The sequence below is a fragment of the Candidatus Izemoplasma sp. genome, from assembly GCF_982632705.1.
In genome coordinates this window covers 1-14,280 of the sequence record NZ_CEXEES010000039.1, presented here as the reverse complement: position 1 = coordinate 14,280, position 14,280 = coordinate 1, and the positions used below count along the sequence as shown (strand labels likewise).

At 32.8% G+C, this 14,280-nt stretch carries 11 protein-coding genes; all 11 read left to right on the top strand.

All coding sequences use genetic code 11. The features are described 5' to 3' along the window. Positions 1–1,689, top strand: a 1,689-nt coding sequence (locus AC2LE6_RS06205) for an ATP-dependent helicase (protein ID WP_484478394.1), incomplete at its 5' end; no start/stop codon positions are given. Between the two features lie 23 nt (positions 1,690–1,712). After that, the gene (ligA, locus tag AC2LE6_RS06200) at positions 1,713–3,698 is read left to right on the top strand and encodes an NAD-dependent DNA ligase LigA (RefSeq protein WP_484478393.1); all 1,986 of its coding nucleotides are present in this window, start codon (positions 1,713–1,715) and stop codon (positions 3,696–3,698) included. 4 nt (positions 3,699–3,702) lie between these two features. Then, positions 3,703–6,534, top strand: a complete 2,832-nt coding sequence (uvrA, locus tag AC2LE6_RS06195) for an excinuclease ABC subunit UvrA (protein ID WP_484478392.1) — start codon at positions 3,703–3,705, stop codon at positions 6,532–6,534. Continuing rightward, entirely contained in the window at positions 6,521–7,045 is a 525-nt protein-coding gene (locus tag AC2LE6_RS06190) for a hypothetical protein (RefSeq protein WP_484478391.1), read from the top strand. The genes uvrA and AC2LE6_RS06190 overlap by 14 nt, the downstream gene beginning before the upstream one ends. 4 nt (positions 7,046–7,049) lie before the next feature. Further along, positions 7,050–7,967, top strand: a complete 918-nt coding sequence (gene hprK, locus AC2LE6_RS06185; protein WP_484478390.1) for an HPr(Ser) kinase/phosphatase — start codon at positions 7,050–7,052, stop codon at positions 7,965–7,967. Between the two features lie 14 nt (positions 7,968–7,981). Further along, on the top strand, positions 7,982–8,998 hold the full coding sequence (gene lgt / locus AC2LE6_RS06180; protein ID WP_484478389.1) for a prolipoprotein diacylglyceryl transferase: 1,017 nt from the start codon (positions 7,982–7,984) through the stop codon (positions 8,996–8,998). Between the two features lie 30 nt (positions 8,999–9,028). Continuing rightward, positions 9,029–9,949 (top strand): NAD(P)/FAD-dependent oxidoreductase, encoded by a 921-nt coding sequence (locus AC2LE6_RS06175; RefSeq protein ID WP_484478388.1) that lies wholly within the window; start codon positions 9,029–9,031, stop codon positions 9,947–9,949. Positions 9,950–10,045: 96 nt separating this feature from the next. After that, on the top strand, positions 10,046–10,987 hold the full coding sequence (whiA, locus tag AC2LE6_RS06170; protein WP_484478387.1) for a DNA-binding protein WhiA: 942 nt from the start codon (positions 10,046–10,048) through the stop codon (positions 10,985–10,987). After that, positions 10,980–11,327 carry a holo-ACP synthase gene (gene acpS, locus AC2LE6_RS06165; protein ID WP_484478386.1) on the top strand — a complete coding sequence of 116 codons (348 nt, stop codon included), beginning with the start codon at positions 10,980–10,982 and terminating at the stop codon, positions 11,325–11,327. Before whiA ends, acpS begins: the two co-directional genes overlap by 8 nt. A 95-nt stretch (positions 11,328–11,422) precedes the next feature. Then, on the top strand, positions 11,423–11,899 hold the full coding sequence (locus AC2LE6_RS06160) for a thioredoxin domain-containing protein (protein WP_484478385.1): 477 nt from the start codon (positions 11,423–11,425) through the stop codon (positions 11,897–11,899). 50 nt (positions 11,900–11,949) lie between these two features. Continuing rightward, positions 11,950–14,151: a Tex family protein gene (locus AC2LE6_RS06155; protein ID WP_484478384.1), complete on the top strand. Its 2,202-nt coding sequence runs from the start codon at positions 11,950–11,952 to the stop codon at positions 14,149–14,151. The last annotated feature ends 129 nt before the right edge of the window (positions 14,152–14,280 follow it).

Below are 14,280 nucleotides of genomic sequence, written 5' to 3'. Positions count from 1 at the left end.
GCAGGTATTCAAGTTATTGTAGAAAGTGTACACAGAAGATATACAGATGCATTAAGAAGAAATCATTTAATGGACTTTGATGACTTACTTCTTTTAACAATACAGTTGTTTGAATCTAATGAAGTCATAAGAAACATGTATGAAAAGAAGTTTAAGTATGTATTAATTGATGAGTTTCAAGATACAAACAATATTCAATATAAACTTGTGCAATTACTATTAGGAGAGAATCAAAATCTATTCATAGTAGGTGATGAAGATCAAAGTATCTACAAATTTAGAGGTGCTAACATAAAGAATATCAGGAAATTCCAAAAGGACTATCCTAAACATCACATTGTACTTTTAGAACAAAATTATAGATCAACAAACACAATTCTTAAAGCCGCAAACAATGTTATTGCAAACAATAAATCTAGAATCCCTAAGAACCTATTTAGTGACAAAGATAAAGGTGAATTAATCACGTACTTCAAAGGTGCAACATCTAGAGATGAAGTTGAATTTGTTGCAATGCAAATACTAAAACTAATCAGACAAGGATATAAGTATAATGATTTTGCAATACTTTATAGAATCAATAGCGCATCTAGAGCGTTTGAAGATGTGTTTCTACAAAAACACATCCCATATAGAATTTATGGAAATACATCATTCTTCAAAAGAAAAGAAATTAAAGATTTAACGGCATATCTAAGACTTATTCTCGAGTCAGATGATGAAGTGACATTTGAACGAGTAATTACATCTCCAAAACGTGGGATCGGGAAGACAACTATCGATAAACTAGTGCAGTATAAGCTAGATAACAACTTGACAATGTTTGAAACATTGGATAGAGCATCCGACATATTAGGGAAATCAGCATGTATGAAACTGAACGCATTCAAAGAGCAAATGGTTAAGTTCAGAAAAGATCTAGATGAATTGCCTTTTGATGCATTTGTTGAAACCATATTAAAGGAATCAGGATATTTAACGGCTTTAGAAAAAGATGAGAAAAAAGACATTAGAATAGAAAATCTAATGGAATTCAAGAATATGTTATATGAGAACGAGAAAATCTATTTTGAGTATTCTAGAGAAGAAATGTTAATGTTCTTATTAGAAGAAGTAACACTAAAATCTGAAGAGAAGAATAGTGATGTCGAAGACGGAGTAACAATGTTGTCACTTCATGCAGCTAAGGGACTTGAGTTTAGAGCGGTCTTTATTGTGAATATGGAGATGAATATATTGCCTACTTCAAGAGCGATAAACGAAGGTGATATTAGTGAGGAAAGACGTCTTATGTATGTTGGTATAACTAGAGCAAAAGAGCGCTTATTCCTAACCAATTCTAATGTCAGAATGACATTTGGAGAAACTTCAAAGACCATTGATAGTAACTTTATTGATGAAATTGGTGAAGACCTAATAGAAATTAAAGGATTTAATGAGTATGCAAGCAAACCTCATACTGAGGTTTACAAAATTGCACCAAAAACTCATACAACGAATAGAGTTAAAAAGAAGAATCTTGATAACTATCAAGAAAACGAACTAAACAAAGGGGACAAGGTCATCCATGACGATTTTGGTTCAGGTATGGTAATAACTGTATCGGGAGATATATGCAAAATAGCGTTTAAACCTCCTCATGGTGTAAAAACCCTTCTTAAAAACCATAAAGCAATTACTAAATTATGATATAATATAAAGTGGTGATTTTAATGAATGTAAAAGAACGTATAAATGTACTTAGGAGTTTGCTTAAGAAGTATAATTTTGAGTACTATGTACAAGACAACCCAAGCGTCAGTGATCAAGAATATGACGCTCTTTTGTATGAGTTAATTAGATTAGAGGATGAAAACCCTGAGTTTAAATCACCAGATAGCCCTACTCAAAGAGTTGGAGATATTGTATTAAGTAAGTTCGAGAAAGTTACTCATGATGTCGCAATGATGAGTTTAAGCAACGCGTTTAACGAAGATGAATTACAAACATATGACGAAAAAATACGAAAAGTTCACAATAGTATAACGTATAACGTTGAATTGAAGATTGATGGACTAGCAGGGTCTTTGAAGTATGAAAACGGATTGCTTGTTCAAGGTGCTACAAGAGGTAATGGTACTGTTGGAGAAAACATAACAAACAACATTAAAACAATTAAATCAATACCACTACAAATAAATCATTTATTTGATTTAGAGGTACGTGGAGAAATCTTTATGTCTAAAAATAGTTTTGACAAGTCTAATAAAGAACGTACTAAAGAAGGACAAGAAGTATTCAAGAACCCTCGTAACGCTGCGGCAGGTAGTGTAAGGCAATTAGATAGTAAAATTGCAGCTAAGCGTAACTTAGATATGTTTATATATAGTGTTATATCACCTGAAGATCATGGACTTGAAAGTCATAGTGATAGTTTGAAGTTCGCAAAAAGTTTAGGATTTAAGATAAACCCTTTAAGTAAAACATGTAACACAATTGAAGAAGTAATAGAATATATAAAAGAATATACAGATAAAAGAAATAAACTATCATATGAAATTGATGGAATTGTCATAAAAGTTAATGAACTAAATACATACGAAGATATTGGATATACAGCGAAGTCTCCTAAGTGGGCTATTGCGTATAAATTTCCTGCAGAGGAAGTTATTACAAGGATTAATAGTATCACGTTCCAAGTAGGTAGAACGGGACAGATAACCCCGGTCGCAAACTTAGATCCAGTTATTGTACAAGGAAGCACTGTTTCTAGAGCAACATTGCACAATGAAGATTACGTTGTAAGTAAAGACATCAGAGAAAACGACTATGTTGTTATTAGAAAAGCAGGAGATATTATCCCAGAAGTAGTTCGTGTGTTAGAAGAACGAAGAGAAATCCTTAGTTACCCATTTATGATGGTTAGTAGATGTCCTAAATGTACATCTGAACTAGTAAGACACGAGGGAGAATCAGATCATTATTGCCTAAATGATTTTTGTGAGTCAAAAATCATAGAATCTCTTATCCATTTCGCATCTAGAAAAACAATGAACATTGAAGGATTAGGAGATAGAATTGTAGAACAGTTCTTTAATGGCGGATTATTAAAGCAAATTAGCGATATATATAAACTTAAAAACCATTATTGCGACCTAATTGTCAAAGAAGGCTTTGGAGTGAAAAGTATTGATAAGTTGATTGAAAATATAGAAATTAGTAAAAACATGAATCTTGATAAATTCTTATTTGGACTAGGAATTAGACATGTCGGCGAAAAAGTGAGCAAAGTAATCGCATCTAACTTCACAAACTTGTTCGAACTTGGTACAGTAAGTAAAGAGGATTTAACTAATATAGATGAAATTGGCGAAGTAATCGCATTAAGTGTTATTGATTATTTCAACAATGAACTAAACATGGCCCAACTTCGCGAATTAGAAGACTTGGGGTTAAATATGGATTATGTATCAAACGTAAAAGAAAAAGCAGAGTTTTCTGGGAAAACGTTCGTTTTAACTGGAAAACTGGAATTATTCAAAAGAGATCAGGCAAAAGAATTGATTGAAAATCTTGGTGGTAAAGTAAGTAGTTCTGTGAGTAAAAAAACTAGTTATGTTGTTGCAGGTAGTGATGCTGGAAGCAAACTAACTAAAGCTCAATCACTAGGAGTAACAGTTCTAACAGAGGTGCAATTTAAAGATTTACTAGATGGGTGATAGTATGATTAATGAAATAGTAATTAAAGGTGCAAAAGAGAATAATCTAAAAAATATAGATATATCAATACCAAAGAATAAGCTTGTTGTAATGACAGGACTTAGTGGTAGTGGTAAATCTTCTTTGGCGTTCGATACAATTTACAAAGAAGGACAAAGAAGATACGTTGAGAGTTTAAGTGCATATGCTAGGCAGTTCCTTGGGAACATGGAAAAACCTGATGTTGAAAGTATCGAAGGACTTAGTCCTGCGATATCAATTGATCAGAAAACAACATCAAAAAACCCTCGTTCTACTGTAGGGACAGTAACTGAAATATATGATTATTTGCGTTTGTTATTCGCAAGAATAGGAAAACCAATCTGTCCAACACATAATGTAGAAATTACAGGACAGAGTATTGAACAAATGACAGATAAAGTTTTAGAAGTTGTAGAAGGACGAATCATTGTTCTAGCACCGCTTGTAAAACAACGTAAAGGAACACATGCTAAGACATTTGAGCAACTTCAAAAAGATGGATTTGTTAGAGTAAGAGTTAATGGAGACATATACGATTTGGATGATGACATTAACTTAGAAAAAAATAAAAGACATACGATTGAAGCTGTTATAGATAGAATAAAGATCAAAGAAGATATTCGTTCTAGACTATTTGATAGTTTAGAAACGGCAGCAAGACTAGGTGAAGGTAGAGTTGTTGTACTAATAAATAACGAGGAGCATATTTTTAGTGAGCATTATTCATGTCCACACTGTGATTTCTCAATTGGTGAATTAGAGCCACGTTTATTTAGTTTCAATGCTCCTTACGGAGCTTGTGATGACTGTCATGGTCTTGGACACAAGCGAAGAGTAGATCCAGATTTACTAATCCCAGATAAATCCCTAAGCATCCAAAAAGGTGCAATCAAAGGATGGGAAAACAAAGATACATACTACTTTAGTATGTTAAAACAAACCGCAAAACATTTTGATATTGATATCAAAGTACCTGTCAAAGACATGCAAAAAAAAGACTTAGATATTATCTTATATGGTTCAAAAGAGGATATAAATTTCATATTTGGTAAAGGGATTGTCAACGGTGAAGGATACAGACATCAAAAGAATAGCCGTTACGAAGGTGTAATAGGCAATTTAGAAAGAAGATATATGGAAACAACCTCTAGATTCATTAGAGATTGGATTGAAAACTATATGAGTGAAACATTATGCCCTGTGTGTAATGGTAAAAAGTTAAATCAAAAAGCATTAAGTGTCAAAGTTGGTAACCATGATATTATTGAAATTACAGATATGGCAGTAAAAGATATAATTTCATATTTCAATGGTTTAAAACTTAGTGAACAAGACACTCAAATAAGTGTAATGGTTCTAAAAGAAGTAATTGAACGTTTGAGTTTCTTAGATAACGTTGGACTTAATTATTTAACGTTATCAAGACAAGCCGCAACATTAAGCGGTGGAGAAAGCCAAAGGATTAGATTGGCTACCCAAATCGGTTCACAATTAACTGGTGTTCTTTATGTTTTAGATGAACCAAGCATTGGATTACATCAAAGAGACAATAAAAAACTAATTAACACACTTAAAAAAATGAGAGATTTAGGGAATACTTTATTGGTAGTGGAGCACGATGAAGAAACAATGTTCGAAAGTGATCAAATAATCGACATTGGCCCAGGTGCTGGTACATTCGGTGGAGAAGTTACATTCCAAGGTACAGTAAAACAAATCCTTAAAGATAAAAACAGTATCACTGGACAGTATCTAAGTGGTAAAAAGAAAATATTGGTTCCTGATTCAAGAAGAGAAGCCAGAGGTTTTATTGAAATAAAAGGGGCTAGACAAAATAATCTTAAGAATATAGATGTTTCGATTCCAAAAAGTGTACTTACTGTTGTCACAGGAGTAAGCGGGAGTGGAAAAAGTAGTTTAATCAACGAATGTCTATACAAGGGATTAAGTAACCAAATATATCGCAAAAAAAGATCTCAAGGAGACTTCGATTCATTAACCAATACCGAAGAATTTGAGAAGATTATTAATATTGATCAATCACCTATTGGTAGAACTCCTCGTTCTAATCCAGCAACATATACTGGTGTATTTGATGATATTCGTGATATGTTCTCTATGACAAATGAAGCCAAAATGCGTGGATACAAAAAAGGACGCTTTAGTTTCAATGTTAAGGGTGGACGATGTGAAACATGCCGTGGTGATGGTCTTATAAAAATAGAAATGCACTTTTTACCTGATGTATATGTACCATGTGAGGTCTGTCATGGAAAAAGATACAATACAGAAACATTAGAGGTAAAATATAAAGGGAAAAATATTAGTGATGTTTTAAACATGACAATTGAAGACAGTGTTAAGTTTTTCGAAAACATCCCCAAAGCATTTAGAAAACTAAAAACTCTAAACGATGTAGGTCTTGGTTACCTAAAAATAGGACAACCAGCAACTACCTTAAGTGGAGGAGAAGCACAACGTGTAAAACTAGCTAAAGAATTACATAAAAGAATAAGTGATAGAACATTGTATATACTAGATGAACCAACTACTGGTTTGCATAGTGATGATGTGAAACGCTTATTAGAAGTTATAAATCATATTGTAGATTTAGGAGCTACTGTAGTTATCATCGAGCATAACTTAGATGTTATTAAAGTAGCAGATCATGTTATTGATCTTGGACCTGAAGGTGGAGATATGGGTGGTACGATATTAGTTACAGGTACCCCAGAAGAAATCGCAGTTCATAAAGATAGTTACACAGGACAATATCTACAACACGTATTGGAGGGCTTTGATGGAAGAGAATAAACCAAATCCTCCAACAGATGAAGAATTAGAAGAGTTAATGGAAACAATTAAGAAATTAGAAGAGGACCAAAAAAATAAGAAAATAAAGAGGCCCAAAGGCTTACTGGTAATTGAATTTGGTGGTGTTTATCACACAAACCCTATTATTGATTTTCTGTTTACGTTTCTTATGAATGTTACGTTATCATTATTCATTATTGAAATATTTGGATTAGCAACATATCAAAGTGAATTAACGTTTATTGCATTTATTGCAGTGTATACTGTAGTAGAATTGTTTGTGAAACAATTCTTATCATTATACTTCTTACAATACATAATCAAATCTTTTGGTTTTGTTTTATTTGTAGGATATCTTATAATATTTTATATAATAGATCAGTATTTATTCACAGGTTCACTATTTAATTTCAACCATGAATACTTCATAGTTGCATTTGTAACGTTGTTTGTTATTATACGTTACTTGTTAGGTACACAAATAAAAAGAAGATTAAGAAAAACGGGGTGAGCCTATGCTTACTGTAAAACAATTGGTTAGAGACTTTAAACTTCAAGTCATATCAGGACACGAAGGATTAGAAAGAGATATCGAAAAACCTCAAGTATCAAGACCTGGTCTAGAACTTGCTGGTTTGTTTGAGTTCTATGAGTATAGTAGAATTCAAGTAATCGGTAGTAAAGAAGTTCATTTTTATGGATGGCTTCAAGATGAGGAAAGAGTTATTCGAACAAGAATGTTGTTTGATCGCAAACCACCTATGTTTGTGTTCTCTAAGAACGCAGAGATTCCAGAGGAATTTATCAAGAACAGTAATGAACTTGGAATTGTTGTATGTAAATCAAGCAAGAAAACAAGCGCATTAATTAGTAGCTTATATTTATTCTTAAGTTCGAAATTGGAAGAAAGAAAATCACTACATGGTACGTTACTTGATGTATCTGGTATTGGTGTTTTGATAAGAGGAAAAAGCGGATTAGGGAAAAGTGAAGTAGCTTTAGAATTGGTTAGAAGAGGACACCAACTAGTAGCGGATGATAGAGTTGATATCTATCAGCGTGAATATGGTGTTATAGTCGGAGAAGCTCCTAAACTACTTAAAAAGTATCTTGAAATTCGAGGTATCGGGATTGTAAATGTTGTGAAGTTATTTGGTGTAAAAGCCTATAAGGAAGATAAAAAGATTATGCTTGTTATTGATTTAGAACTATGGGATCAAGAATTAACATATGATCGTCTTGGAATTGAAGATGAGAAAATCAAGTTCTTTGACACTGAAGTTAGCTATGTTAGAATACCTGTAAGTGAAGGTCGTAATGTTGCATCATTAGTAGAAGTTGCAGCTATGAACGCAAGACTTAAGTTTTTAGGAACGAATAGTGCTTTGGAGTTTACGCAAGAGCTTGATGAGTTACTTAAAAATAAAAAATAGAATAGAGGGTTATTATGTTTGATCATACAGCAATAGATCCAATTTCACCGATATTTTTACAGCTAGGTGATAACTTTGTTTGGCAAAAATATAGTTTAATGATTTTAATAGGAATGGCAGTAGCAGCATTCTTAGGTATTAGAGAAGGTAACAAATTAGGGATTAAAACAAATGACATCATTGATGGAATCTTAATCATAGTTCCACTAAGTATAGTTGGGACAAGATTATGGTATGTAATCTTTGAATTTGGAAATACATATTTACCAATATTCCAAGACCAAGGATTTGGACAAGGAATGTTGAGTGTGATTGATATTAGTTCTGGTGGACTTGCTATACATGGTGGATTTATAACCGCGTTTATCAGTGCGTATTTCTATACGAAAATCAAGAAGATTAGTATGTTCAGTGCATTTGATTTAATGGTACCTGGTTTCTTAATCGCTCAAGCAAGCGGTCGCTGGGGTAACTTTTTTAATCGCGAAGCACACGGTGGAGTAATTGGTGGTGTTGACGCTGGTGGTAGCCCACTAGAAACTCTGGATCAACAACGTGCATTTCTAACAGATACATTACATTTACCTGATTGGATTACAAATCAAATGTATATCGATAGAATCACAGAATCTTCTCCCGTAATTAGTTATTATCATCCAACGTTCTTATATGAGAGTATGTGGAATGTACTTGGATTTATAATTGTACTTATAATCAGAAGAAGCAAATGGTTAAAAAATGGTGAGTTATTAGCATTCTACCTAATATGGTACGGTGTAGGAAGATTCTTCATTGAAGGAATTAGAACAGATAGCTTATATATTGGAAATACAACTATAAGAACAGCACAACTAATTAGTGTCATAATGGTACTAGGTGCAGGTGCTTATATTTACTTTATTAGAAAGATTGTTAAAACAAAATCTTATGCAGAAGTACTAGAAGAAAACAAAGGACTTGTAGAACCAACAAAACCAGATGCATTTTTAAACAAGATTGGAAGCAAAATAGTATCACTATTTAAAAAGTAGAGTTATAATATATAATCGAGGTGAGTTATTATGAAAGAATATGATGTAGTAATAGTAGGCGCGGGTCCCGGAGGGATGACCGCTGCAGTATATACACAACGTGCAGGATTAAAAACAGTTATGTTAGAAAAAGCCGCTCCTGGTGGAAAAATGATGACAACTTGGGAAGTAGAAAACTATGTCGGTCTTGGAAATGTTTCTGGATTTGATATTAGTGAGAAAATGTTTAATCATACACAAGAACTAGGAGTTGAATATCAATATGGAGATGTAACTAATATTATTGATAAAGGTGATTATAAAGAAATCGAAACTGCTGGTGGAGAAACATATAAAGCCAAAGCAGTAATTATTGGAACTGGGACAGTTCCAAGAAGTACAAACGCTCCTGGTGAAGCTAGATTAAGTGGTCGTGGAGTAAGTTGGTGTGCTATTTGTGATGGTGCGTTCTTTAAAGAAAAAGACATCATTGTAATTGGTGGAGGGAACAGTGCGATAGAAGAAGCTGTTTACTTAACTAAAATGGTAAACCATATTACTGTAGTAAATATTTTGCCTACATTGCAAGCTGATCAAAAAGCAATAGATCAAGCAAATGCAACTGGTAAAATGGATTTCTTATTAGGATATGAAGTTGTATCATTTAATGGAAAAGATAACTTAGAAACAGTAACGATCAGACATGCAGAAACAAAAGAAGAACAAGATATAGCGGTAGAAGGTGCTTTTGTCTTTATTGGACAAGTACCAACAACTGATTTCGTAAAACATTTAGGTATTACAACCAAATGGGGTTATATCAAAACAAATCCTGATATGTCTACTTCGGTTCCAGGTATATATGGAATTGGTGATGTAATTGAGAAAGATTTACGTCAAATCGTTACCGCAGCCGCAGATGGTTCAATTGCCGCAGTGGCTCTTAGTAAGTACATAGAAACACTGAAATAAAAATAGAAATTGGAACTTCGGTTCCTTTTTTTCTTTGTTAGACAAAGAATTGTATAAATGCTATAATTAGATATCATTTTAGAGAGTGTGATTTATATGAGTTTTGCATCTGATGTAAAAAGTGAATTATTAACTGTAAAAGCCGATAACTGTTGTAAACTAGCTGAGTTATCTGCGCTTTTAAAGATACATGGGAATATTAATATATCTAGTTTAGGTGTTAGTTTAGAATTCCAAACTACAAACTTACAAATTGCTAGAAAAGTGATTACATCTGTTAAAGAGTTATACCGTGTTGAAGTGGATATATTAAGTAAGAAACAAATGAAACTACAAAAGAACGATATTTACATCGTAAGGATAAAAGAACAAGCAGAACGACTGATTAATGAACTTGGAATTATGAGCAATAACGAACATATATCAGAAGAGCCTCTATTAATAAAGGAATGTTGTAAAAGAGCATATTTAAGAGGTGCATTCCTCGCAAGTGGTAGTATCAATAATCCGTTATCGAGTAGCTACCATTTAGAGATAGCAACACATAATGAACTTCAGAGTTTACAAGTTATGGAGTTATTAAATTATTTTCATTTAAAAGCAAAATCAATAAAACGTAAACGAGGGTATATCGCATACATCAAGGAATCAGAAAAAATTGCAGATTTCCTAAAAGTAGCGGGTGCTATCAATGCTTTGTTTGAATACGAAGATGAAAGAATCAAAAGAGACTTTGTAAACAGTATAACTAGAGTTATGAATATGGAAATTGCAAACCAAAACAAAACCTTAGGTGCTGCAAACAAACAACTTAGAAGTATAAGCGTACTAGAGAACATGGTAGATATGGATAAGCTACCAAAAAGTGTTAAAGAAGCAATTACACTAAGAAAAGATCATCCAGAATCCTCACTTAATGAGTTATCAGACATCAGTTATGATTACTTCAATAAAAAAATAAGTAAATCCGCACTAAATCATAGGTATAGGAATATCAATGATTTAGCTGAAGAGATAATGGAGAGATTAGATGAGTAAAGTAATAGGTATTGATATAGTAGAATTTGAGGAAATAAAAGAACGTCTATCAGACAGATTTATCAATCGAATACTTTCAGAACGTGAGAAAGTAAGATATTTCAATATGAAAAACACAGATTCCAGAATCGCGTATCTAGCAGGTCGTTTTGCCGCAAAAGAGGCATACACTAAAGTTTACAAGAACTTTGATCACAGCTTAAATTTCGTTGATGTAGAGATACTAAATGATGAATATGGTGCGCCATACCTTGAAAGTAAATACAGATCTACAGATATTGTGAATGTGAGTATCTCTCATTCAAGAAATTACGCAGTCGCAGTATGTATAAAAGACTAAAGAAGTAACTTACCTAAGATATTTAGTATTTAGGTTAATATACTTGATTTTATCTCGTATTTTTTATACAATATATTAAGCTAGGAGTGGTTTAAATGGCAAAAAAACATAGAAAAAAAGAAGATAATTTTTTAAGAAACGTATTAATAATATTTGGTTCAGTATTTGTGATTTTAATGGGTGTAATGATCTACTACAATATTACAGCCTTGGACTATGACGATTTTGAGCAATTAGGGGAATATAGTGAAGTAGCAATTCAAGATGAAGATTTGTATGCAGTATATTACTATAGTACTAGTTGTGGTGCTTGCGCATCTATCAAAGAGGAAATATTAAAATTCGCAAAAGAGAACGAACTTGGAATGAAATTATACCTATTAGGGTACGAAGTAACTGCAAGAGATAATGTTGCAAGAGCTTTAATTGTTGGACCTAATGATGAAACATTATCATCGTTTCCAACGTTAATGATTTATCAAGATGGAGAAATGATTGAGTTTCTAGTAAATACAACGAACATCACTGCATTTATGGATGATGTAGCTAGCGGAGATTACACAGTAGAATAAAAATAAACTAGCCTATATTAGGCTTTTTTATATATGTTGGAGGAAAATGTATGGAATTTAATGAAGATTTATTAAAACAGATAACAAAAAATTTAGGAATTACTAAAAAACAAGTACAAACTGTACTTGCAATGCTTGATGAAGGGAACACTGTTCCGTTTATCGCTCGTTACCGTAAAGAGCAAACAGGAGCATTAGATGAAGAGCAAATCAGAGATATTCATAAAGAATATGAATATAAGCAAAACCTTTTAAAACGTAAAGAAGATGTTATTCGACTTATTGATGAAAAAGGAATGCTAACAGATGAGTTAAAAGCGGAGATATTAAAAGCAGAGAAATTAATTGATGTTGAAGATATCTATAGACCATTCAAAGAGAAGAAAAAGACAAAAGCGACTGTTGCGGTAAAACAAGGACTTAAACCTCTTGCTGATTACATCAATACATATCCAGATTCAGGGAACTTAGAAGATGAAGCTGCTAAGTATCTAACAGAGGAAGTTGTGAGTATTGAAAAAGCAATTGAAGGTGCTTTGTTTATTATTGCTGAAGAAATTAGTGATAATGCAGATTACCGTAAATGGATAAGAAACCATACTTTTGTTAAAGGAAACTTACAATCAAAAATTAAAAAGAACGCAAATGATGAAGGTAAGATATATGAAATATACTACGAATATGAAGAGCCAGTTAATAAAGTAAAACTTTATAGAGTTCTTGCTATAAATCGTGGGGAAAAAGAAAAAGTATTGGGTGTTAAAATCGTTGTAGATGTTCAACGCATTCATGAGTATTTAGAAGGAATGATCCTAACCAAAAATAGTTCATTTGTAAATCAATATGTACGTATTGCGATTGAAGATGCTTACAAGAGATTAATTGCTCCTTCTGTAGAAAGAGAATTAAGATCTGAATTAAGTGAAAAAGCGGAAGATAACGCAATTCATATCTTTAGTGAAAACTTAAAAAGTTTATTATTACAACCACCCATGAAAGACAAAATGGTTCTAGCAGTAGATCCAGCATATCGTACAGGTTGTAAACTAGCAGTTGTGAATGAAATGGGTAAAATGGAAACAAAGGATGTTATTTATCCACATCAAAAGTTTCCTGGTGAGAAAGTCTCACAGGAACGTAGAAACACAGCTGGTAAAATAGTGATGGACTTAGTAAAGAAATATGATATCGATATTATAGCAATTGGTAACGGAACTGCATCAAGAGAAACAGAACAGTTCATTATCAATGTAATTAAAGCAGTGTCTAAGTTTTTGGATAAAGAGTTATTCTACATTATTGTTAATGAAGCAGGAGCTTCTGTTTATAGTGCAAGTGATCTAGCACGTGCAGAGTTTCCACATTTAGAAGTAGAAGAACGTAGTGCTGTAAGTATAGCAAGAAGATTACAAGATCCACTTAGTGAACTTGTTAAAATAGACCCTAAATCAATTGGTGTAGGACAGTATCAACATGATGTTGGACAAAAGAAACTAAGTGAATCATTAGATTTCGTTGTTGAGACTGCAGTAAACCAGGTTGGTGTAAATGTAAATACAGCGTCTGTACAATTACTACAGTATGTTGCTGGATTAAGTAAAACAATTGCACAGAACATAGTAGAACACAGAGAACTAGTAAGTGAGTTCACAAATCGAAAACAATTTAAAAAAGTACCTAAATTAGGAAACAAAGCGTTCGAACAAGCAGCTGGATTCCTACGTGTACTTGATGGAGATAATCCTTTTGATAAAACAGGAATACATCCAGAGAGTTACGAATTAGCGAATAAACTTATGAATGAGTTTGGATTATCACCTGATGAACTTGGTAACCCTATCTTAAAACTAAAATTTAATAATGCAAATGTAGAACAATTGGCGTCTAAATTAGAAGCTGGTGTAAATACAATTGAAGATATCTTAGATGATTTTGTTGCACCACTTAGAGATCCTCGTGATGATGTTGAAGCACCGATTCTTAGATCTGATGTATTAAAACTAGATGATTTAAAAATGGGTATGGAACTGAGAGGGACTGTACGAAACGTAGTTGACTTTGGAGCCTTTGTTGATTGTGGTATGAAAAATGATGGTTTGGTTCATATTTCACAATTAAGAAAAGGATTCGTAAAGCATCCTTTAGACGTAGTAAGTGTTGGAGAAATCGTAACTGTTTGGGTTAAAGAAATTGACCTAAGTAGAAAGAGATTACAACTAACAATGATTAAGGAAAACGCACCACATTCGTAGTGCTAAAAAATAACGTTTAACTTATTGACAGTTAGCCTAAAATATTATATTATATAAGGGCTAACAAATGGAGCAGTACTCAAGTGGCTGAAGAGGTGCCCCTGCTAAGGGTATAGGTCGTTTACGCGG

Coding starts and splice junctions, on each gene's coding strand:
- ligA (WP_484478393.1), top strand. CDS start 1,713: ATGAATGTAAAAGAACGTATAAATGTACTTAGGAGTTTGCTTAAGAAG.
- uvrA (WP_484478392.1), top strand. CDS start 3,703: ATGATTAATGAAATAGTAATTAAAGGTGCAAAAGAGAATAATCTAAAA.
- AC2LE6_RS06190 (WP_484478391.1), top strand. CDS start 6,521: ATGGAAGAGAATAAACCAAATCCTCCAACAGATGAAGAATTAGAAGAG.
- hprK (WP_484478390.1), top strand. CDS start 7,050: ATGCTTACTGTAAAACAATTGGTTAGAGACTTTAAACTTCAAGTCATA.
- lgt (WP_484478389.1), top strand. CDS start 7,982: ATGTTTGATCATACAGCAATAGATCCAATTTCACCGATATTTTTACAG.
- AC2LE6_RS06175 (WP_484478388.1), top strand. CDS start 9,029: ATGAAAGAATATGATGTAGTAATAGTAGGCGCGGGTCCCGGAGGGATG.
- whiA (WP_484478387.1), top strand. CDS start 10,046: ATGAGTTTTGCATCTGATGTAAAAAGTGAATTATTAACTGTAAAAGCC.
- acpS (WP_484478386.1), top strand. CDS start 10,980: ATGAGTAAAGTAATAGGTATTGATATAGTAGAATTTGAGGAAATAAAA.
- AC2LE6_RS06160 (WP_484478385.1), top strand. CDS start 11,423: ATGGCAAAAAAACATAGAAAAAAAGAAGATAATTTTTTAAGAAACGTA.
- AC2LE6_RS06155 (WP_484478384.1), top strand. CDS start 11,950: ATGGAATTTAATGAAGATTTATTAAAACAGATAACAAAAAATTTAGGA.